We start from the raw sequence: 18,478 nt of genomic DNA on the forward strand, positions 1-18,478 counted from the left end.
CCACACTGTGGTCCGGAGGCCGGCGTCATACGTGCGGCTGCCCGGGTCACTCCGCCCGCGGCGACGCGGGCTGGGGCAGGATCTGGCGCAGCGGGGTGCGGGCCGGCCGGGGACGCCACTCCCGCGGGTAGCCGATCGACACCTCCTCGAAGCGGACCCCGTCGTGCCAGGTCACCCGGGGGATGTGGAGGTGGCCGTACACGGCGGCGACCGCCCGGAAGCGAAGGTGCCAGTCGGCGGTCAGCGCCGTGCCGCACCACTGGGCGAACTCGGGGTGGCGCAGCACCAGCGTGGGGTCCCGCACCAGCGGATAGTGGTTGACCAGCACCGTGCCGTACCGGGGGTCGACGGCCGCGAGCCGCTCCTCGGTGAGGGCGACCCGGGCCCGGCACCAGGCGTCACGCGACGGGTACGGGTCGGGATGGAGCAGGAACTCGTCGGTGCACACCACCCCCGAATCGTGGGCCACCCGCAGGGATTCGTCCTTGGTACTGGTCCCGGGCGCGAAGAAGGAGTAGTCGTACAGGACGAACAGCGGGGCGACCGTGACGGGTTCCTCGCCGCCGTGCCAGACCGGGTACGGGTCCTCCGGGGTCAGCACCCCGAGGCTCCGGCACACATCGACCAGGGCCTGGTAGCGGGCGACGCCGCGCAGGGTGACGGGGTCGGAGGGGTGGGTCCACAACTCGTGGTTCCCGGGGGTCCAGATGACCTTGCTGAAACGATTCGCGAGCAGTTCCAGCGCCCAGGCGATGTCCTCGAACTTCTCGCCGACGTCACCTGCGACGAGCAGCCAGTCGTCGTCGGACTCCGGCCGGAGCGATTCGGTGATGCGCCGGTTCTCCGGATGGGCGATGTGCTGGTCGCTGAGCGCGAGCAGCTTTCCGTGGGACACCGAGGCCACTCCTTCCCGTCCGTGCTGACGTGATGTGCGGCTTCATTGTGGAGACCGGAATCCCGGAATCGTATACCGGGGGGTCCGCGCGGGTACGGCGTTCGGCGGTGACGCCCGTGAACCGTCGGGAGCGCTGGCTGCCGGGCCACGACTCCTGGCACAGTGGTGCGCAGGAAGTCGCAGGGCGGGTCCGGAGTGGTGTACGAGGTCCGGGCCCGGCTGCTGCGGCAGGGGTACCCCGGGCACGGGTCCGGGGTTTCGTTGAGAGGTTGGTTCTGATGGTCACCGGTCGTGTGGTGCGGTTCGACGGCGTCAAGGGTTACGGGTTCATCGCTCCCGATCACGGGGGCGAGGACGTCTTCCTGCATGTGAACGACCTGCGCATCCCCGAGGCCTCCCTCAGGCCCGGTCTGATGGTCGGGTTCGAGATCGAGCAGGGCGACCGGGGGCTGAAGGCTTCCGCGGTGCAGCTCGCCCCCGGCAGCGGCAACGCGGCCCCGGGTTCCGGGTTCCAGGGGCGCTCCGAGTCCCCGGCCAGGCAGGTCGCGGACGGCGACGACGTGCTGTGCGACGTGCTCAACTCGCAGGAGTACGTCCGGGAGGTGACGGAGGTGCTCCTGGAGGCGGCGCCCGGTCTCACCGCCGCGCACATCCTCCAGGCACGCCAGGGGCTGCTGCAGTTCGCCAAGCAGCACGGCTGGGTCGAGGGCTGAGAGCCGCCCGGAGACCGCCCGGGGCCTGTGACGAACGGCACCGGCCCCGGGCCTGTCCGGCGCCGCGTTAGCGCCGGTTAACCTGCCTCCCATGACCGTAACCCTCGAAGTAAGCGGCGGCGTCGGCACGATCCGGCTGGACCGTCCGCCGATGAACGCCCTGGACGTCGCCACCCAGGACCGGCTGCGCGAGCTGGCGGAGGAGGCCTCCGGGCGCGACGACGTGCGCGCCGTGGTGCTCTACGGCGGCGAGAAGGTGTTCGCGGCGGGCGCGGACATCAAGGAGATGCAGGCGATGGACCACCCGGCGATGGTGGTCCGGTCCAAGGCGCTGCAGGAGTCCTTCACCGCGGTGGCCAGGATCCCCAAGCCCGTCGTCGCGGCCGTCACCGGCTACGCGCTCGGCGGTGGCTGCGAGCTGGCCCTCTGCGCCGACTTCCGGATCGCCGGGGACAACGCCAAGCTCGGGCAGCCGGAGATCATGCTCGGACTGATCCCGGGCGCCGGCGGCACCCAGCGGCTCGCCCGTCTGGTGGGCCCCGCCAAGGCCAAGGACCTGATCTTCACCGGCCGCCATGTGAAGGCGGAGGAGGCGCTCGCCATGGGTCTGGTGGACCGGGTCGTGCCCGCCGCCGAGGTGTACGAGCACGCGCACGCCTGGGCCGCGAAGCTGGCGAAGGGCCCCGCCCTCGCGCTGCGCGCCGCCAAGGAGGCGGTGGACGCCGGACTGGAGACGGACATCGACACGGGCCTCACGATCGAACGCACCTGGTTCGCCGGACTCTTCGCCACGGAGGACCGGGAGCGCGGTATGCGCAGCTTTGTGGACGAAGGACCGGGCAAGGCCAAATTCCTCTGACCGAACGCCAGTTGGGAACAGATCACGGCGCGTTCATCCGTGCGGGCGGATTAGCTGAGCCTTAAGGCAACCTTAAGGCTCAGTGCTCCGTCGGTGCCGGTGATCCCGCTCGTGCGCGGCGTTCACGCAGGTCGGCGGGGTTGTGCGCGGGGGCATTCTGCCAGTGGCATATGCCAGCAGGCCACTGCGGAATCGCTGATTCCGGGGTGGGGATTCCCTGGGAACGGCCCCGGAGTGTCCACCTTGCGGCCATGATGGTGTCCATGGCGGGCCTGGAGGGTGTGGAGCAGCCGCGACAGCGCAGCAGCGCGACAGCGGCACGGAGGATGCCGGCCGTCGAGGACGAACAGGCGTTCAAGGCGCTGGAGTTGTTCGGGAACCCGACGGAGGACGAGGTCCGGCTGCCCTCCCGCCCGGAATCCGCGGCCACCGCCCGTCGGCTCACCTCCTGCGTGGTGCTGCGTCAGTGGGGGCTCTCCCCGCAGACCGGCGAGTACGCCGTGCTGCTCGTCTCCGAACTCGTCGGCAACGCGGTGCGGCACACCGGCGCCAGGGTCTTCGGTCTGCGGATGCTGCGCCGCCGCGGCTGGATCAGGATCGAGGTGCGCGACCCCTCGCGCGGACTGCCGTGCCTCATGCCCGTACAGGCGATGGATGTCAGCGGGCGGGGCCTCTTCCTCGTCGACAAGCTCTCCGACCGGTGGGGCGTGGATCTGCTGCCGCGCGGCAAGATCACCTGGTTCGAGATGCGGATCTCCGACCGCTGACGGCCCCCGCGCGGCAGGCTCCGTGGGCTCCGGACGCACAGAAGCCCCCGGTTCGGCCGTGGTGCGGCGCTGCGGGGGCTGCTGTGTGGGGGCCGTGAAATGGGGGGTGTGTTCACGGCCGCTTATGACGACCCGGCCCGGGTCAGTGCGGGTCGTGTCACCGACTATGGCAGACGGGCGACTACATCGCCAAAGCCGCAAATCGCCCATAGTTGTATAGTTCTGGCGATTCTTGCGATGAATCTTAGGTGTGCTGGGTCACTTGCCTGGAAATCGATGAGCGCTGCCGGACTTCGCGGGTGATTCATTGATCGCGGCAGGTGTTGATCGCGCGCATCCGCGTGACCGGCGAAAGCCGCGAAAAGCGTCAATTGTTATTTTCCTGACAGTCCGCACTTAATGTTCTGCGCATGAACGTCTCCGACACACCGGTGCACCGCCGCAGCGCCCTGCGCGCAGGAGCCGGGGCCGCCCTCGCCGCAGGCCTCGCCGCCGGTTGCGGGGACCGGGAAACAGCGGATACCGGGGCGAAGACCCTCACCCACCCGGCACCGAAGAAGCCGGCCGCCTCCGCCGGAGCGCACGCCCCCGCACCCGCCCCGCGCCGCTTCCCCGGGCAGCCGGTGCAGATCGGTCACGGCCCCCGCGACCGCGCCCGCGTCGCCCTCACCTTCCACGGGCAGGGCGACCCCGCCATCGCCAGGACCGTGCTGGCGGAGGCCGAACGGGCCGGAGCGCGGGTCACCGTCCTCGCCGTCGGCGGCTGGCTCGACGAACACCCCGAGATGGCCCGCCGGATCCTCGACGGCGGCCACGACCTCGGCAACCACACCCAGCGCCACATCGACATCTCCTCGATGGACGAGGCGCAGGCGTACGCGGAGATCACCGGCTGCGCCCAGCGGCTGCGACGGCTCACCGGCTCCATCGGCACCTGGTTCCGGCCCTCGCGCACCCAGTACGCCACCCCGCTCGTCCAGCGGCTCGCCGTCCGCGCGGGCTACCCGCACGTCCTCTCCTACGACGTGGACTCCCTCGACTTCACCTCACCCGGCGCCGCGGCCGTCACCCGCAAGGTGGCCGGTGAGATCCGCAACGGATCGGTGGTGAGCATGCACTTCGGCTACGCGGACACGGTCGCCGCGCTGCCCCTCCTTCTCACCGAACTCGACCGCCGCCAACTGCGTGCGGTGACGACCACGGAGCTGTTGACCTGATGCATCCCTCCACCACGCGCACCGCGGCCCTGCTCGGGGGCGTCCTGCTCGCCGCCCTCACCGGCTGCGGCACCCCCGCCGCCAAGCCGGCGTCCGACACCGCGACCGAGGCCGCCGCGCCACCCGCCAGAGCCAAGCACGTCACCCCGCCCGCACCGCCCGGACTGGCCGGGATGCCCCCGGTGCTCGACCCCGCGAACGTGTACGCGGCCGACGCCGCCGGAAAGATGTCGCCGGTCGTCAAGGGCTTCCCGTCCCGGGTGTACGTCCCCAACACCAACTCCAACACGGTGACGGTGATCGACCCCGCCACGTACAAGGTCATCAAGACCATCCCGGTCGGCCGGCAGCCGCAGCACGTCGTCCCGTCCTGGGACCTGAAGACCCTCTGGGTCAACAACGACGTCGGCGACAGCCTCACCGCGATCGACCCGGCGACCGGCGAGGCGGGGAAGACCGTCGACGTCTCCGACCCGTACAACCTCTACTTCACGCCGAACGGCAAGTACGCCATCGTGATGGCCTCGATGGACCGGCAGCTGGTCTTCCGCGACGCGCACACCATGAAGACGGCCAAGGCAGTCCCGGTCAGCTGCGCGGGGGTGAACCACGCGGACTTCTCGGCGGACGGCCGGTACTTCATCGTCTCCTGCGAGTTCTCCGGCGAACTCCTCAAGGTCGACACGGCCGGGATGAAGGTGGTGGGCCGGCAGAAGCTGCCGTTCAAGGGCGCCATGCCGCAGGACGTGAAGCTGTCGCCCGACGGAAGCACGTTCTACATCGCGGACATGATGGCGAACGGCATGTGGGTGCTGGACGGGAAGAAGTTCACCACCCCGAAGCTGCTGCCCACAGGCAAGGGCTGCCACGGGCTCTACGTCAGTCGCGACGCCAAGGAGATGTACATCTCCAACCGGGGCGAGGGCTCCGTCTCCGTCTTCGACTTCGCACAGAAGAAGCTGGCGAAGAAGTGGCACCTGCCGGGCGGCGGCAGCCCCGACATGGGCGGCGTCTCCGCCGACGGCAAGGTCCTCTGGCTGACCGGGCGCTACAACTCGGAGGTGTACGCGATCGACACCACCAGCGGCAAGCAGCTCGCCCGGATCCCGGTCGGCAGCGGACCGCACGGCCTCGCCGTCTACCCGCAGCCCGGCCGCTACTCGCTCGGCCACACCGGCGTCTTCCGCTGAGGCGGGTCGCCCGGGTCGCCCGGGTGGCTGGGGTGGCTCGGGTCGCCCGGTTGGCTCGGGCGGCTCATTCCTTGATCAGCAGCGCCTCCGACCCCACCGGCCGGTAGCCCGCCGCCTGGAACGTCCGCACACTGCGGGCGTTCCCCGGCGACTGCTGCGCCCACACCACCGGACCCGGCACCAGCTGCCGGGCCGCCCGCGCCAGCCGCTCGCCGAGCCGCTGCCCGCGCGCCTCCTCCGCCACCTCGATCGCCGCCTCCCAGCGCCCCGCGACCCCGCGCCCGAGGATCAGCACCCCGCCCTCCGTCCGCCAGACCCGTACCTCGTCGCGGAAGCCCATCGCCCGTGCCACCCGGGGGTGTCCGGGGTCCCGGATCTCCCGCAGCTCCAGCTCCGGAGTGCCCGGCAGCGCGGGTGCGACCGTGAGCAGGTCGATCGTGTTCATGTGTCGGCCGGTCCTGGCCGTCAGCGCGCTCAGGAAGTGCGGGTTCATCGTCGCGGCGAGCGCGTCACCGGGGGTGCCGGCCAGGGCCGCCCGCACCCAGCGCGGGTCCTCGTCCGTGAACACCACCGAGTGCGCGGTGAACGCCAGCACCCCGGCGTCCCGTGCGTTCGGCTGCCGCACCACCGTCGTGGACCCGTCCGGCGGCGGGAACCGCCCCTGTGCCGCCGCTGCCAGAATCCCCGCCAATGCGTCGGTCATCGCGCCGTGCTCTCCCCGTCCCGGGCCGCCGCCCGCCGGGCGGCGGACGGTCCCACCCATGATCGACGACCGGCCGCCGCGATCGCCATCCGGCCCGCCCGTTAATCTGACCTCCGTCATATAGGCATTACGAAGGGGCGGAACAGTGGCGGACATCGAGTCGGCGCGCAAGGCGTTCGAGCGGTACGACCTGAACGGCGACGGGCTGATTTCGGCTGCCGAGTACAAGAGCGTCATGGCCCAGCTGGGGGACCCCTACGTCACCGAGCCGGTCGCGCAGGCCGTGATCAACTCCCACGACGCGAACGGTGACGGGCTGCTCACCTTCGACGAGTTCTGGGCCGCGCAGAACAAGGGCTGACGGCAGCCGGCCCAGGACCCCCGGCCGGCGGGCCGGGGGCCGGGCGCCGCGGGATCGGCCCCGCTCACGGCCCGGACGCGCCGGTCCCACCGTCCTGCGGTCCCGGCGCCTCCTGCCCGCCGAAGGCGTCGTCCGGCGTCGCCACCGGGCGGAACAGGTCGTGCAGCCGGCCCGCCCGCAGCAGCCGCAGGATCCGCGGGCAGTCGCAGACGAGCCAGAACCGCCCGTCCCGGTCCAGCGCCCGCCGCCGGGCCCGGCACAGCAGCGTCAGCCCCGAGCAGTCGAGGAAACTCACCTCGGTCAGGTCGACCACCACATGCGGTGACCCCGCGGAGGTGGCGCCGTCCAGGGCCGGTGCGATGAGCGCCGCGGTCGCGATGTCGATCTCGTCGCGCAGCGCCACCACCGTCCGGCCGTTCCTGCGGTACACGTGGCCGCACGGCTCGGGCAGGGGGACCAGGGTGGGGGATGCCGTGGGGGACAGCCTCTCGGTCATGTTGCCTCTCCTCGCAGCGCCGAATCCGCGGAGGCACCCGGGCCTGGGTGACTGTCAGTGAGGTGACAGTCGGTGAACCTAACCCGAGGCTCGTGCCGGACGGGGATGCAGAAACGTTCGCGCCTGCCGTAATGCGTCCTTCCGGGTGAATGTTCGATGGTGTCGTGGACGCCGCAGGCCTGTTTGTGTGGTTGTCGGTCAGGAAGGGGGTGGGCGGTGCTCCCCTCCCGCGTGCCCGCACCCACCCGCCGCAGGCCGTCGGCCGCCGTACTCGGCACGGTGGGAACCTGCCTCCTGGCCGTGGCAGCCGCCCTGCTGGGCGCCACCGCCGCCGCCCACGGCACCGGTGAACTGGGCATACCTAGTGCCGGAACGGCCACCCTGCTGCGTACGGTCCTCTTCGGCGCGCTCGCCGTTCACCTCGGTGCACTCGCCGCCACCGCACTGTCCCGCACCCTGCCCGGCCGGCCGGAATCCGCACCGCGCGGCTGGACGGCGGCGGCCTCGGTCGCCGGGGCGCTGGCAGCCGCGGGACAGATCGTCCGGCTCGCCCGGATCAGCGACCTCGGCCTCGTCGAGACCTACGGCACCCGCGAGGGCGGGCTCCTGCTGCTCACCGCCAACGGCTTCGCCCTCGCCGCCTGCTGCGCGGTCAGCCGCCGCCCGGCACTGGCCGCCGCCCCGCTCGCCCTCGTCGTCGGCGCTGAGGCGCTGCGCGCCCACCCCGAGGCGTACAGCCCGGCGGTGGGCGCCGCGCTCACCGCCGTCCATCTGACCGCCGCCTCGCTCTGGTGCGGCGGGCTGCTCCACGTGCTGCGCACCATGCGGCTGTGGCGCCGGACCGCGCCCGTCGCCGCCCGCGCGCTGCTCGGCCGCTACGCCCGGCTCGCCGGCCTGCTGTACGCGGCCCTCACGGTGACCGGTACCTGCAGCGCCCTGCGCCGGCTGCCGCCCGATGTCGTCCTCACCTCGGCCTACGGGCGCACCCTGCTGGCCAAACTGGTGCTGATGGCCGTGGCGAGCGCGCTGGCGCTGGGCGCGCGCCGGAGGCTGGTGTCGGACGCGGACCCGGCGGCCGCCCACCGCCGGGCACGCCGTGAACTGGTGGCGCCGGCGGCCGTCGTGCTCGTGTCCGCGGTGCTGACCGTCGTACCCGACCCGCACTGGCTCAGCACCCGCTGACCGCCGTGTTCAGCGCCCGTCGCGGTACGGCGCCCAGCCGCGCAGCTCGTCGTCGCGCGGCGCGAGCACCGTCCCGGGGGCGCCGGGGCCGAAGAGCATCACCGGCCGCGAGGCGTCCCAGCCGGGCCAGCCCGGATCGCCGGAGACCGCGAACCGCACCCACGCCGCGTGCATCGCGTCGGCCAGCTCCCGGGGCGCGTCCCGGCCCGCGAGCAGCACCGCGTCCGGCTGGTCCAGGTTGTCGAAGACGAAGCCGATCTCCAGCCCGTGGCAGGCGCCGAGCCGTTGTACGGGGGACGGCCAGCCGAACTCGTAGAGGTGGGTCGAACCGGCGGCACCCATGCGGGCGTCGGCCAGCCGGTTCAGCGGTACGCGCAGCAGCAGGTCGGTGGCGAGGGCGCCGAGCAGTTCGCCGGGGGTGGCGTCGGGCCGGTTCGCCCGGTAGGTACGGGCCGTGGCGCCCGGCACCCGGAACTTCAGCAGGGCCAGCCGGAGTTTCGTGCGCGAGAGCCGCTCGGTGAGCCCGCTGGGGACGAACCAGAGGCGGTACTCCTCGGTGTTGGAGCCCATCAGCAGATCGACGCCGGACGCGGCGCCGTCCCACAGGGCCTCGGCCGGATCGCGGGGCAGCAGCTCGCCGTCCACCACGATCTGGAAGGAGTTCCCGCCGGTCAGCGGGGAGCCGCCGCTCGTCACGTCCGTCTGCGCCGCCAGCAGTGCGGCGGGGGCCACGGCGGCCAGCGCCTGTGCCGTCGCGTCCACCCCGAGCCGTTTCGCGATCAGCTCGGTGGTGCGGCGGGCCTTGTCCACGGGGAGCGCGGACGGGGCCCCGCTCTGCAGCACCGCCCGCCGGAACAGCCCCCGGGACCGTGGCGCGGCGAGCAGCGCGGCGATGCTGATGGCCCCCGCCGACTCGCCGCACACCGTCACCAGGCCCGGATCGCCGCCGAACGCCGCGATGTTGTCCCGCACCCAGCCGAGCGCCGCGAGCTGGTCGAGCAGCCCCACGTTGGCGGGCGCGTCCGGGAACACCCCGAACCCCTCGATGCCGAGCCGGTAGTTGAGCGACACGAGGACCACGCCGTCGCGGGCGAAGGCGGCCCCGTCGTACAGCGGTACCGCGGACGAGCCGTGCAGCAGCGAGCCGCCGTGGATCCAGACGAGGACGGGCAGCGCGGTGCGACCGGGAGACGGCGTCCACACGTTGAGGTTGAGGCAGCCGTCGCCGTCCACCTGGGGGTCGGGCAGCAGCCGGTCAAGAGGCGGGGCGTAGGGGCGCTTGGGCGCCGTCGGGCCGAAGGCCACCGCCTCGCGCACCCCCTCCCAGGGTTCCGGCGGCGCCGGCGCCCGGAACCGGTGCGCGCCCACCGGCGCCGCGGCGTACGGGATGCCCCGGAAGACGGCGACGCCCTGTTCGTACGTGCCCCGGACGGTGCCCTGGGCCGTGTCCGCGTGCGGGGCGGTCCGGTCGGCGGCGCCGGGCTCGGACGCGGATCCGGATATCGGAGGAGGTGCGGCAGTCATGGATGCCTCCAGCCCTTCTGCGGTACGGCCGGCGAGTTCGGGTCATCGGAACCGCCGCCTGGCATCGGGCGTACGTACCAGCACATCACGGCAGAGGGCGGTCGGCCATTCGTGGGCGGCGGCGCCGGACAGTGGCCGCTTTCACCGACGCGCGTTTCCGGTCACGAGCGGGCCGGCCGGGGCCGGAAGACGTATCGGGGCGATGAATGTCCGGAAATCGCTGCCGTGTTCCCGCTTTCCGGGGCCGGGAGCCGTCGGGACAGGGCCCGGCAGGGGTATCGGGCCCTGCCGGGCGCCCCGTCAGGCGGCGAAGTTCCGGGACAGCGAGTCCTGTTCGTCGATCTCCAGCAGGTCGGGGCGGGTGTAGCGCTCCGCCCGCGCGTGGTAGTCGAAGTCTCCCCGTACCAGCCCCCGGTAGTCCTGGACGCAGCGCTCCAGGGCGGCTCGTGGGAGGCCCTCGATTCCGGCCGCCTCCATCTCCTCCTCGAGTTCCTTCTCGGCCCGCTGGACGCGGTCCGCAATACGGGCCAGCAGGATTCCGGCTTCGTCCGCGGCTTCCTGGAGCGTGCCTCCGCGGTCCCGCTGGATCAGTCGGACCGTGTTGTGCTCATAACCGAGAAGTGCCTCCTTCTCGAACGAGCAGATGTCGTTGCAGAGACCCGAGTGATCGGTCACCGCATTGCGCAGCGCGATATAGGCGGGGAGGCTCCGGGCGGATTCCGGGAGATCGATTCCGGCAGCGATCTCGTGCAGGTCGAGGAACGGCTGCATGGCCACCGAATCGCGGCGGTGCTTCACGAAATCGGCGGTGCTCGGCACATGGCCCGCAGCCCGGTCGACCGCCTCGGCGTAGTACGTCCACAGCCACGCGGCGGTGTCCCTGCGGAACTGCCGTACCCAGTGCGCCGGCCGGTCCGTGCAGGTCCGGACTAACAGCTCGCCGAGGGCGTTCTCCATGGGACCGACCGGCGTACGGGCGCCGTCGAGCACGTCCACCAGATGGGTGATCGCCGATTCGCACAGCCCGGGGTCGCGGCCGGCCGGACCGTCGTCGAACTCGTCGTCGACGAGGAAGGCCCAGAAGAGCCACTGGCAGAACAGGTCGAGGTGTTTCTGTGAGGCCTGGGGGAAAATCAGGGAGATCCAGAGTTCGGGGCGGGTCCGGAGCATTTTCTTGTGAGCTACCGGCGACAGGACGAGATTGCTGGACTCGGCCCATTCCCAGGCGGCCTGCTTGGTTTTCTCAGCTCCTGGGTTGCATCCCGCACTCTCGAACGGCATGTGAAATTCTGGAAGCGCGATCTTGCTCATTGTGCACCTCGTCGAAACGATACGGACATGGAAGGGAGAAACGCGGAAGGAACCGCGCATGCACGGTCGGAGCGGCGAGCGGTGGACGCGGCCCCGCCGATCGGCGCTTCGCCGGGGCCGTGCCATCGGGGACAGCGTCCGCACCGGGCCGGGGTAGGGGCGGTGCGGCCGTGGAACCGACCGCGACGGACCGCCGCGGTCGCGGATCAGCGGCCGGACGGTTGGTCGGTGCGAGGATGCCGCGAAGCACTTCGTGAAACGGCGCGACCGGGCCGGACGGCCGGATCGCGTCGGGGGTGCGTCGCGGGAGGGGCGGCTGTCATCGCTGTCCTCTTTCCTCCGCCGGGGCATGGGCATCGGAGCCGGGCCCTGTGGGTTCATGGCAGCAGACCGCCTGACGTGCACGGCGATTGCATCACCACTCGTCACGACCAGTGAACTCCCAGTATGCGGGGGAGGGAAGCCGCTTGTGACTGAAAATGTGTGCTCGTCATGAACGCCTGCTCAGTTATGAGCAGTTGGGGCACTTCCGGGCGGGGCGGGGTGATGGGCGGTGGGCGGGCGTCTGGCCGGTTCGAGGCCCGGTCCGGCTCGCCGGGCCCCTCCCACCGTAGAGCCGGTTCAGGCGGGCAGCGAGGCGAGCCAGCCCGTCAGGATCCGGTTGATCTCGTCGGGGCGCTCCTGCTGGATCCAGTGGCCGCAGCCGTCCAGGAGGTGCGAGGAGACGAGTCCGGGCAGCGTCGTGGGATACGCCGCGATGGCATCGGCCAGCCAGGTGGTGGAGGCGTCCAGGGAGCCGCCGACGAAGAGGGACGGCTGGGTGACGGGTGCGGCGTCGAACTCCGCGAGGTCCTCCCAGTCCCGGTCCATGTTCCGGTAGCGGTTGAGCGCCCCGCTCATCCCGGTCCGCTCGAACTCGCCTGCGTAGAAGTCGAGGTCGGCGTCACCGAGCCAGCCGGGCCGCCGGTCCGGGAAGCGTTCGCGCAGCGTCCCGCCGGGTCCGGCGAAGTGCGGGTCCGGGGCGTCGGGCGCGGGCATGGTGTCGGCGGAGAACGCCGCGTAGAAGCCCGCGAGCCAGCCCCGGACGTCCGGCTCGATCTCGCTCTCCGCCCGGCCGGGCTCCTGGAACCGGGAGACGTAGAACTCCTGGTCCCCGCCCATCCCCGCGAAGATCTCGCTGGGGCGCGGACCGCCGCGCGGGGCGTACGGGACGCTCAGCAGCCCCACCGCGCGGAAGACGTCGGGCCTGATCAGCGCGGAGTTCGCCGCGATCGTGGCGCCCCAGTCGTGGCCGACCAGCACCGCGCTCCGCTCCCCGAGCGCGTGCACCACGGCGGCGTTGTCCTCGACGAGGGCGGCCATCCGGTACGCGGCGACGTCCTTTGGCCGGGAGGACCGCCCGTAGCCACGGACGTCGATGGCGACCGCCCGGTACCCGGCGGCGGCCAGCGCGGGCAGCTGGTGGCGCCAGGAGTACCAGGACTCCGGGAACCCGTGCAGCAGCAGCACCAGCGGTCCGGTGCCCTGCTCGACCAGGTGGACGCGCCCGGCCGGCGAGGCGACGGTGCGGTGCGTGAGCTCCGGGGACGGGGCGGGCTGATGCGACATGGATCCTCCGCGGCTCTGGTTCTGCGTGGTCCGTGGAGCCGACCGTTCACAGCCGGGCACCCGGGACCGTACCGCCCGGCGGCCGCCCGACGGCTTCGGACCCGATCATGCGACGGGGGCCGGGCCGCCCGCGAGTCGTGTTGCCGCTTCGGCAAACGCGTAGCCGGGGTGCGCGGCGGCCCGGGGGCGCTGACGTTCAGGTCCGCTCGTTGTCGACCCGTCGGGTGAACTCCAGCACCGCGTCCGCGAGTTCTTCGGGGGCCTCCTGTGCGATGAGGTGGCCGACCCCTTCGAGGTGCACCGCGGTGACCTCGCCGGCGGTCACCTGGCGGAAGGTCGTCTCGGTGATCCTTCCGTGGCCGGCGGCCTCGACGGTGAGTACCGGCACGGCGATCGGGTGCGACTCGGCCAGCGCCCTGGTGGCGCCCCGGTCGGAGAAGACGCCCCGGTAGAGCCCCTCCGTGCCCCGCCAGGCGTTCGGGCGCGCGTAGCTCCGCACGAACTCGTCGATGTCGCCCTCGCCGATGGCGCCCTCCGTCCCGTTCATCAGCGGGAAGGCCCAGTCGGCCAGGAGCTCGCGCTCGTGGCCCGGCAGGAGCATGCCCGCGATGCCGGGGGCGCCGAGGAACCCGACGTGCCAGGAACCGTGGTTGTTCACGTCCGCGAGCGCCTCGAACCCGAAACCGGCCAGGGCCGTCTCGACCCCGGTGAAGCTGATCACGTCCTCGGGGTGCGTCGCCGCGAAGCGGAAGCCCGTGCCGCCGCTGATGTCCTGGCACAGGAGGTGGACGGGACCGGCGCCGAGGTGCGCGACGAGGTGGTGCAGGTCCTCGGCCGCGACCGCCTCGCCGTACTCGGTGTCGGCGTTGCTCGAGTCACCGAACCCGCGTAGGTCGAGGGCGAGGACCCGGTGGGTCCGCGCGAGCAGCGGGATCAGCTTGCGGAAGGCCCACCAGGTCTCCGGCCAGCCGTGCACCAGCAGGATCGGAGAGCCGTCGGTGCCGGCGCGGACGTAGTGCAGCCGCGTTCCGTTGACGTCGGCGAGGTGATGCGTGACGCCGGGAAGGGTTGCGCCGTAGGGCGTGGTCGTGGTCACGAGGAGCTCCCAAATAGGCAACCTGGTTGTCAACCACGATAGGCAACCAGGTTGCCCTTGTCAAAGGTCCCTATGCTGGCCGCATGTCCAGATCAGGCGCCGACCTCGCGCTGCTGCTGCTCGCAGGCTTCCGCACGCTGGCGGATCGGGCCGGCGCCGAACTGGCGGAACGCGGGTACGAGGACGTCCGGTCCGTGCACGACTTCGCCCTCCACTCGATCCTGTCCGGCGCGGACAGCGCCTCCGAGCTGGCCCGGCGGATGTCGGTGACGAGGCAGGCGGCCGCGAAGACGATCGCCGCACTGGAGGAACGCGACTTCGTGACGCGCCAGGCCGATCCGGCCGACCGCCGTCGGACCCGGCTTCGCGTCACCGAGCGCGGACTCGCGATGATGCGGCAGGGCGAAGCGGTCTTCGACGAGTTGCGTGAGCAGTGGGAGGCCCAGGTGGGCGCGGCGTCGGTCGCGGCACTTGAGGAGGCGCTCAGGACCCTGGTCGGGGACCGCGCGATCCGGCTCGACTCACCGGGCTGGGGTGCGCGCGGCCCGGACGTGGAGTAGGTCCCGCCGACTGGTTCCCGGCCCCGCCGGGTGAAGGGTCACGGCGATGTGCCGGTCCCCGGTCCCGAACGGCGGGAACGGCTCATCCGGATCAGCAGGGCGGCGGCGGACAGAGCGAACAGGACGGCCGTGATGATCAGCCAGCGCCCGAGGAACACATCGGCGGAGAGTGTGGTGTACAGCGTGTAGCGCTCGCTCACCCGTCCCAGGATCAGCGGGAAGTACGTCAGCAGCAGCAGGCCGGAGAGGAAGACCGGAACCCGGACGTGGTTGATCCACCGCCGGTCCGGCCGGCCGGACTCATCGGCCGCGGCGGGTTCCCGGCGCTCGCCCAGGACGGTCTGGGCGGCGCGGTCGGTCACCGTGTACAGGGGCAGCAGCACCAGGTCGTGCAGGAGCGCGGCGCCGATGAACCAGATGACGACCTTCCAGGGCTCGGCGCCGCTGAGCAGCCGTACTCCGGCGTAGCCGGTGAGGGCGAACGAGCAGAGGACCAGCAGCAGGTGCAGCGGCGAGGCCCCGTACAGGGCGCGGAACCGGTTCACGCGTTCTCCCCGAAGGTCAGCCGGGTGACCCACTTGGTGTTGTGCACGCCCGGGTTGGCCGGGACGATGATCCGCGCCGGGTAGCCGTGGTCGGGGGACAGATCGGCCCCGTTGACCCGCAGAGCCAGCAGGGAGCGCGGATCTCGGACCTGGTTGTCGCGCAGCGTGGTGGAACGGAACGACCCCGTCCGCTGCACGGACTGGACGAACACGCCCGGTGCCGCGTCGGTGAACCCGACGAGTGCCGCCAGATCCGCGAGCCGCACCCCGCTCCACTCCTGGTCCTCCGTGGACCATCCCTCCACACACGCGATGGGCAGCGCCGCCGTGTGCTGCGGCATCGCCAGCACCTGAGCGCGGGTGAAGACCTGCTCCCGCCCGCGCCCCCGCACGACGAGCCGCCAGCCGGGGCCCACATCCCGCGCCCTGATTCCCACGCTCACCGCGGTCTTGTTGATCTGGAATCCGTTGGGGCCGGGCCCGGGGTCCTGTCCGCGTGGCGCGAGCAGCGCGGTGGACCGCAGGACGCCCCCGATGCTCTGCCCCGCCGTCACGACGAGCAGCACCAGCGAGCCCGCCCCGACCATGCCCAGCGCCCCCCGGCGCGACATGGTGGGCGCGGCGGGGCGCGGAGTCACCAGCTCCGTGGGGTCCGCCGGGTCCTTGCGCCCCGCCCTCGCCGGGCTCCGCAGCTCCTCACGGAGACCGCCGCTGCGCAGCATCCGGACCATGAGGGGGATGCGGAAGGCGACGTGGACGACGAAGGCGCCGATGAAGACCCAGGCGCCGTAGAAGTGCAGCGGGTAGAACGAGCCGGGGAAGATGTAGTCCAGCTGGATGTTGAGTACCCCGGTGGCGAACTCGAACAGCACGCCGCCCACGAGCAGCAGCAGCGACAGCCGCTCCAGCGCGTGGCCGGCCGACCTGACCGGCGGCCACGCGAACAGCTTGGGGACCACCGACCACAGCTTCGCGAGCAGCACCGGGATCAGCACGATGCCGAGCGTGACGTGGACGCCCTGGGTGAGCCGGTAGAGCCAGTACGGGTGGGTGGGCCAGGAGAACAGGTAGAAGCCCAGCCAGCCCCGGTCCGGAGTCTTGTCGTTGGCGCCGAGGTCGGGGTTGTACGCCGCGTACGAGAGCAGCCCCGTCACGAACATCACGGTGATGCCCACCAGCAGGACCGCGCCGAGCACGGACGTCAGCCAGGGCCCGCGCAACGGGCTGCGCCAGAAACCCCGCCGGGTCGGACCGGCCGGCGGTCCGTCCCGCAGCAGATCCGGCAGCGAGGGCCGGTGCCGCGCCGGTCGCCGGAGCGTCGAACCGCTCCGGCCCGGGGGCATCGCCTGTCTGTCTTCCATGACGCCCCTCGTAAATCGGACACGACTTAATCAAACGCCAGAAAGGGGACCATAGCGTCTGTGTCGTCAGAGATGCGTCATTACTCCGAGCGTGCTCGTGGACCAGGCGTGCGCCGGGCGTATTTGAGGGCGCACGCTGGCAGTTGGGGGAACAGGGGCATCCGTTCGGTGCATCTCTTGGCGTGCCTGTTCCGGTCACCGCCCCACCCGTTTCATGGTGAATCGCCCGCACTACCCGTGATGTACCGCAAAAGGAGTGACCCATGGTTCGCCGTATCGCAATCACGCTGGCCACCGTTGCCGCTGCAGGATTCATGGCCGCCGCCCCGGCCGCCGCCTACGGCGGCGGCGGGAACGGCGAGGAGGCCGGCAAGATCGGGGCCAGCTACTTCGAGGTCGACGCTTCGCGTGAGAACACGGAGTTCCTCAACGTCGGTGGCCCGTACGGCATCACGTACGGCAAGCAGAACAAGGCGGAGCTGGAGGCCGAGGGCGGCAGCTTCTACGCCGAGTACCTCAGCCGGGGCTGACCTCCCGCACCGCGCAGGGCCCGTCCCGTCATGGGGCGGGCCCTCGCTCGCTTTCGGCGCGCGCCCCCAGTCGCCCGTCACGACTGGCCGTAATCCGTGCCCTCCACATCCGTCGCAGCGTCCTGTGTCTCTGGGATGTACTGGTCTGCGCCATGGGGCCCCATCAGGCGAGTCCGTTCGCTGTGCCCTCGGCCGCCGGTGGCGGGCAGGTAGGCGGCCGCGTGTCTCAGGTACTGCTGGGCGGCCACCTCGACCACCTGCGGCAGGATCTGGCCGAAGGCCTCCATGCTCGGTACGCCCTTGGCCGCGGCGCGGCAGTAGGCCCGGCCCTGGCGCATCTTGGTCGGCATGGTCTGCTCCAGCTTCGCGGTCAGTTCGGCCTCCGCGGCCCTGCTCTGGTGGTCGTCGCGGTTCCACGGCACGACCACGGTCACCCAGGGGCGGTTCTCCGCGTCGAAGGCGGCGAGCCGTCTGCACCGGTCCTCGTCCTGGAGCGCCCAGCGGTCGACGAGGAGGATCTCCGGCATGGGCGGGGCCTGCCCGCCGGCCGGAAGGCCGGCCTCCTCGTCGAAGGAGACGATGCTGGCCTGATAGTTGAGGGACCGCACGAGCTCCTCGGCGACATAGGCCAGGGGCCGCGCGGCGTCCGGATGGTAGGGGTTCCAGTCCTGCGGGTTGTCGCCGTAGTAGTCGGCGTCGCGCCCCTCGGGCAGGTCGTGGCGGGTGGCGGCGACAATGGTGACCTGCATCGGGCGGGGGCCGCCGGCTCCGCCGCCCGGCGGGCCGAAGGCGCTGGGGGCGAGCCGGTAGTCGATGGGCCGGCCGGTGCCGATCCGTACCGTGTCGGCGACGCTGACGATGCGCTTGGCGAGCTCGTACACCGCGCGCTCGTACTCCTCGGTGAAGAGGTTGCTCTTGATCAGCCCGTACAGCCCGTCACTGACGTAACGGTCCCCGAAATCACGGTGGTTGAACTGCAGCCGCTCGGCCGGCCCGGGCAGTTGGCTGGGCGGTACCGGGACCCAGAGCGCCGGGACGATCGCCTCCGCCGACTGGTTGGAGCGGGCCCGGTAGTGGACGGCGCGCTGGGCGAAGGCGTACCACTCCTTGCCGCACATCTCGCTGGCGAAGTAGCGCGGCGAGAACAGCGGGACGAAGACCCGGCAGCTGGCGAGCACCTCACCGAGCCGTTCCGACCAGCCCTCGCCGGAACGTATCTCACGGTCGATGAACCCGGCAGGCGCACCGGCCGGCAGATCGGTCATGGCCATCACGTGGCCGCAGAGATCCTGGAAGAGCCGTTCGACCCACATGTCGGGATCCGTTCCATCGCCACGCCCCGGTGCGTGGGCGTAGCTCAAGAAGAAGTACGGCCGATGGTCTGCCGCTCGCGGCTCGCTCAGGAGGCCGGGTGTAGCTCTGCGCGGCAGGGGCGCGGTGGAGGCGAAGTCCACCGGCTCCCTGGTCGCCGCACTACCGGGATCGGGTACCGGATCCACTGGGAACCCCGCGGCGGGGTTCACCTCGGGGTCAGCCGGTGCGGGGTTCCCGGCAGGGAGG

Annotated in this window: 19 protein-coding genes; 9 read left to right on the forward strand and 10 right to left on the reverse strand. The window is 71.7% G+C overall.

Going from position 1 to position 18,478, the window contains the following annotated elements:
• Positions 1 to 46: 46 nt before the first annotated feature.
• A complete protein-coding gene (locus tag OG892_RS28600; RefSeq protein WP_073738609.1) occupies positions 47 to 895 on the reverse strand; it encodes a metallophosphoesterase in 849 nt (282 codons plus the stop codon).
• A 278-nt stretch (positions 896 to 1,173) separates the two neighbouring features.
• Here OG892_RS28600 and OG892_RS28605 point away from each other — a divergent pair, with 278 nt between their 5' ends.
• The 5 genes from OG892_RS28605 to OG892_RS28625 all read left to right on the forward strand — a co-directional run bounded on the left by OG892_RS28605 (position 1,174) and on the right by OG892_RS28625 (position 5,641).
• The gene (locus OG892_RS28605; protein WP_073738610.1) at positions 1,174 to 1,608 is read left to right on the forward strand and encodes a cold-shock protein; all 435 of its coding nucleotides are present in this window, start codon (positions 1,174 to 1,176) and stop codon (positions 1,606 to 1,608) included.
• A 91-nt stretch (positions 1,609 to 1,699) separates the two neighbouring features.
• Positions 1,700 to 2,467, forward strand: coding sequence for an enoyl-CoA hydratase/isomerase family protein (locus OG892_RS28610; RefSeq protein ID WP_371630645.1), 768 nt, complete (start codon positions 1,700 to 1,702; stop codon positions 2,465 to 2,467).
• Positions 2,468 to 2,718: 251 nt separating this feature from the next.
• A complete protein-coding gene (locus tag OG892_RS28615) occupies positions 2,719 to 3,234 on the forward strand; it encodes an ATP-binding protein (RefSeq protein ID WP_073738612.1) in 516 nt (171 codons plus the stop codon).
• A 410-nt stretch (positions 3,235 to 3,644) separates the two neighbouring features.
• A complete protein-coding gene (locus OG892_RS28620) occupies positions 3,645 to 4,451 on the forward strand; it encodes a polysaccharide deacetylase family protein (protein ID WP_073738613.1) in 807 nt (268 codons plus the stop codon).
• Positions 4,451 to 5,641, forward strand: coding sequence for a YncE family protein (locus OG892_RS28625; protein WP_073738614.1), 1,191 nt, complete (start codon positions 4,451 to 4,453; stop codon positions 5,639 to 5,641). Before OG892_RS28620 ends, OG892_RS28625 begins: the two co-directional genes overlap by 1 nt.
• A 64-nt stretch (positions 5,642 to 5,705) precedes the next feature.
• On the opposite strand, the gene OG892_RS28630 is transcribed toward OG892_RS28625, so the two are convergent.
• Positions 5,706 to 6,344 (reverse strand): GNAT family N-acetyltransferase, encoded by a 639-nt coding sequence (locus OG892_RS28630; RefSeq protein ID WP_073738615.1) that lies wholly within the window; start codon positions 6,342 to 6,344, stop codon positions 5,706 to 5,708.
• A 145-nt stretch (positions 6,345 to 6,489) separates the two neighbouring features.
• Between OG892_RS28630 and OG892_RS28635 the strand changes: the two genes are divergently transcribed.
• A complete protein-coding gene (locus OG892_RS28635) occupies positions 6,490 to 6,705 on the forward strand; it encodes an EF-hand domain-containing protein (RefSeq protein ID WP_018102550.1) in 216 nt (71 codons plus the stop codon).
• A 64-nt stretch (positions 6,706 to 6,769) separates the two neighbouring features.
• Here the strand turns inward: OG892_RS28635 and OG892_RS28640 are convergent, their stop codons facing one another.
• Positions 6,770 to 7,201, reverse strand: a complete 432-nt coding sequence (locus OG892_RS28640) for an STAS domain-containing protein (protein WP_073738616.1) — start codon at positions 7,199 to 7,201, stop codon at positions 6,770 to 6,772.
• 216 nt (positions 7,202 to 7,417) lie between these two features.
• Between OG892_RS28640 and OG892_RS28645 the strand changes: the two genes are divergently transcribed.
• Positions 7,418 to 8,383 carry a CopD family protein gene (locus OG892_RS28645; protein ID WP_371630646.1) on the forward strand — a complete coding sequence of 322 codons (966 nt, stop codon included), beginning with the start codon at positions 7,418 to 7,420 and terminating at the stop codon, positions 8,381 to 8,383.
• Between the two features lie 9 nt (positions 8,384 to 8,392).
• Here OG892_RS28645 and OG892_RS28650 read toward each other — a convergent pair whose 3' ends face one another.
• The 4 genes from OG892_RS28650 to OG892_RS28665 form a co-directional block, all read right to left on the reverse strand.
• Positions 8,393 to 9,907, reverse strand: coding sequence for a carboxylesterase/lipase family protein (locus OG892_RS28650; RefSeq protein WP_371630647.1), 1,515 nt, complete (start codon positions 9,905 to 9,907; stop codon positions 8,393 to 8,395).
• Positions 9,908 to 10,207: 300 nt separating this feature from the next.
• Positions 10,208 to 11,188 (reverse strand): terpene synthase family protein, encoded by a 981-nt coding sequence (locus tag OG892_RS28655; RefSeq protein WP_073738618.1) that lies wholly within the window; start codon positions 11,186 to 11,188, stop codon positions 10,208 to 10,210.
• Positions 11,189 to 11,839: 651 nt separating this feature from the next.
• On the reverse strand, positions 11,840 to 12,826 hold the full coding sequence (locus tag OG892_RS28660; RefSeq protein ID WP_371630648.1) for an alpha/beta fold hydrolase: 987 nt from the start codon (positions 12,824 to 12,826) through the stop codon (positions 11,840 to 11,842).
• A 196-nt stretch (positions 12,827 to 13,022) separates the two neighbouring features.
• Positions 13,023 to 13,922 carry an alpha/beta fold hydrolase gene (locus OG892_RS28665; protein ID WP_371630649.1) on the reverse strand — a complete coding sequence of 300 codons (900 nt, stop codon included), beginning with the start codon at positions 13,920 to 13,922 and terminating at the stop codon, positions 13,023 to 13,025.
• Positions 13,923 to 14,005: 83 nt separating this feature from the next.
• Here OG892_RS28665 and OG892_RS28670 point away from each other — a divergent pair, with 83 nt between their 5' ends.
• On the forward strand, positions 14,006 to 14,482 hold the full coding sequence (locus tag OG892_RS28670) for a MarR family winged helix-turn-helix transcriptional regulator (RefSeq protein WP_371630650.1): 477 nt from the start codon (positions 14,006 to 14,008) through the stop codon (positions 14,480 to 14,482).
• 38 nt (positions 14,483 to 14,520) lie between these two features.
• Here the strand turns inward: OG892_RS28670 and OG892_RS28675 are convergent, their stop codons facing one another.
• Complete coding sequence (locus tag OG892_RS28675; RefSeq protein ID WP_073738622.1) at positions 14,521 to 15,027, reverse strand: hypothetical protein; 507 nt, start codon at positions 15,025 to 15,027, stop codon at positions 14,521 to 14,523.
• A complete protein-coding gene (locus OG892_RS28680; RefSeq protein WP_371630651.1) occupies positions 15,024 to 16,388 on the reverse strand; it encodes a molybdopterin-dependent oxidoreductase in 1,365 nt (454 codons plus the stop codon). The genes OG892_RS28675 and OG892_RS28680 overlap by 4 nt, the downstream gene beginning before the upstream one ends.
• Before the next feature lie 263 nt (positions 16,389 to 16,651).
• On the opposite strand from OG892_RS28680, the gene OG892_RS28685 reads away from it, so the two are divergent.
• Positions 16,652 to 16,918, forward strand: a complete 267-nt coding sequence (locus OG892_RS28685) for a hypothetical protein (RefSeq protein ID WP_073738623.1) — start codon at positions 16,652 to 16,654, stop codon at positions 16,916 to 16,918.
• 77 nt (positions 16,919 to 16,995) lie between these two features.
• On the opposite strand, the gene fsxC is transcribed toward OG892_RS28685, so the two are convergent.
• Positions 16,996 to 18,348 (reverse strand): FxsC protein, encoded by a 1,353-nt coding sequence (gene fsxC / locus OG892_RS28690; protein ID WP_371631706.1) that lies wholly within the window; start codon positions 18,346 to 18,348, stop codon positions 16,996 to 16,998.
• Between the last annotated feature and the right edge of the window lie 130 nt (positions 18,349 to 18,478).

Source organism: Streptomyces sp. NBC_00341 (assembly GCF_041435055.1).
Lineage (GTDB): Bacteria > Actinomycetota > Actinomycetes > Streptomycetales > Streptomycetaceae > Streptomyces.

Excerpts from the sequence above, each read along its gene's own strand:
- OG892_RS28605 (WP_073738610.1), top strand. The coding sequence starts at position 1,174 with ATGGTCACCGGTCGTGTGGTGCGGTTCGACGGCGTCAAGGGTTACGGG.
- OG892_RS28610 (WP_371630645.1), top strand. The coding sequence starts at position 1,700 with ATGACCGTAACCCTCGAAGTAAGCGGCGGCGTCGGCACGATCCGGCTG.
- OG892_RS28615 (WP_073738612.1), top strand. The coding sequence starts at position 2,719 with ATGATGGTGTCCATGGCGGGCCTGGAGGGTGTGGAGCAGCCGCGACAG.
- OG892_RS28620 (WP_073738613.1), top strand. The coding sequence starts at position 3,645 with ATGAACGTCTCCGACACACCGGTGCACCGCCGCAGCGCCCTGCGCGCA.
- OG892_RS28625 (WP_073738614.1), top strand. The coding sequence starts at position 4,451 with ATGCATCCCTCCACCACGCGCACCGCGGCCCTGCTCGGGGGCGTCCTG.
- OG892_RS28630 (WP_073738615.1), bottom strand. The coding sequence starts at position 6,344 with ATGACCGACGCATTGGCGGGGATTCTGGCAGCGGCGGCACAGGGGCGG.
- OG892_RS28640 (WP_073738616.1), bottom strand. The coding sequence starts at position 7,201 with ATGACCGAGAGGCTGTCCCCCACGGCATCCCCCACCCTGGTCCCCCTG.
- OG892_RS28650 (WP_371630647.1), bottom strand. The coding sequence starts at position 9,907 with ATGACTGCCGCACCTCCTCCGATATCCGGATCCGCGTCCGAGCCCGGC.
- OG892_RS28655 (WP_073738618.1), bottom strand. The coding sequence starts at position 11,188 with ATGCCGTTCGAGAGTGCGGGATGCAACCCAGGAGCTGAGAAAACCAAG.
- OG892_RS28660 (WP_371630648.1), bottom strand. The coding sequence starts at position 12,826 with ATGTCGCATCAGCCCGCCCCGTCCCCGGAGCTCACGCACCGCACCGTC.
- OG892_RS28670 (WP_371630650.1), top strand. The coding sequence starts at position 14,006 with ATGTCCAGATCAGGCGCCGACCTCGCGCTGCTGCTGCTCGCAGGCTTC.
- OG892_RS28680 (WP_371630651.1), bottom strand. The coding sequence starts at position 16,388 with ATGGAAGACAGACAGGCGATGCCCCCGGGCCGGAGCGGTTCGACGCTC.
- OG892_RS28685 (WP_073738623.1), top strand. The coding sequence starts at position 16,652 with ATGGTTCGCCGTATCGCAATCACGCTGGCCACCGTTGCCGCTGCAGGA.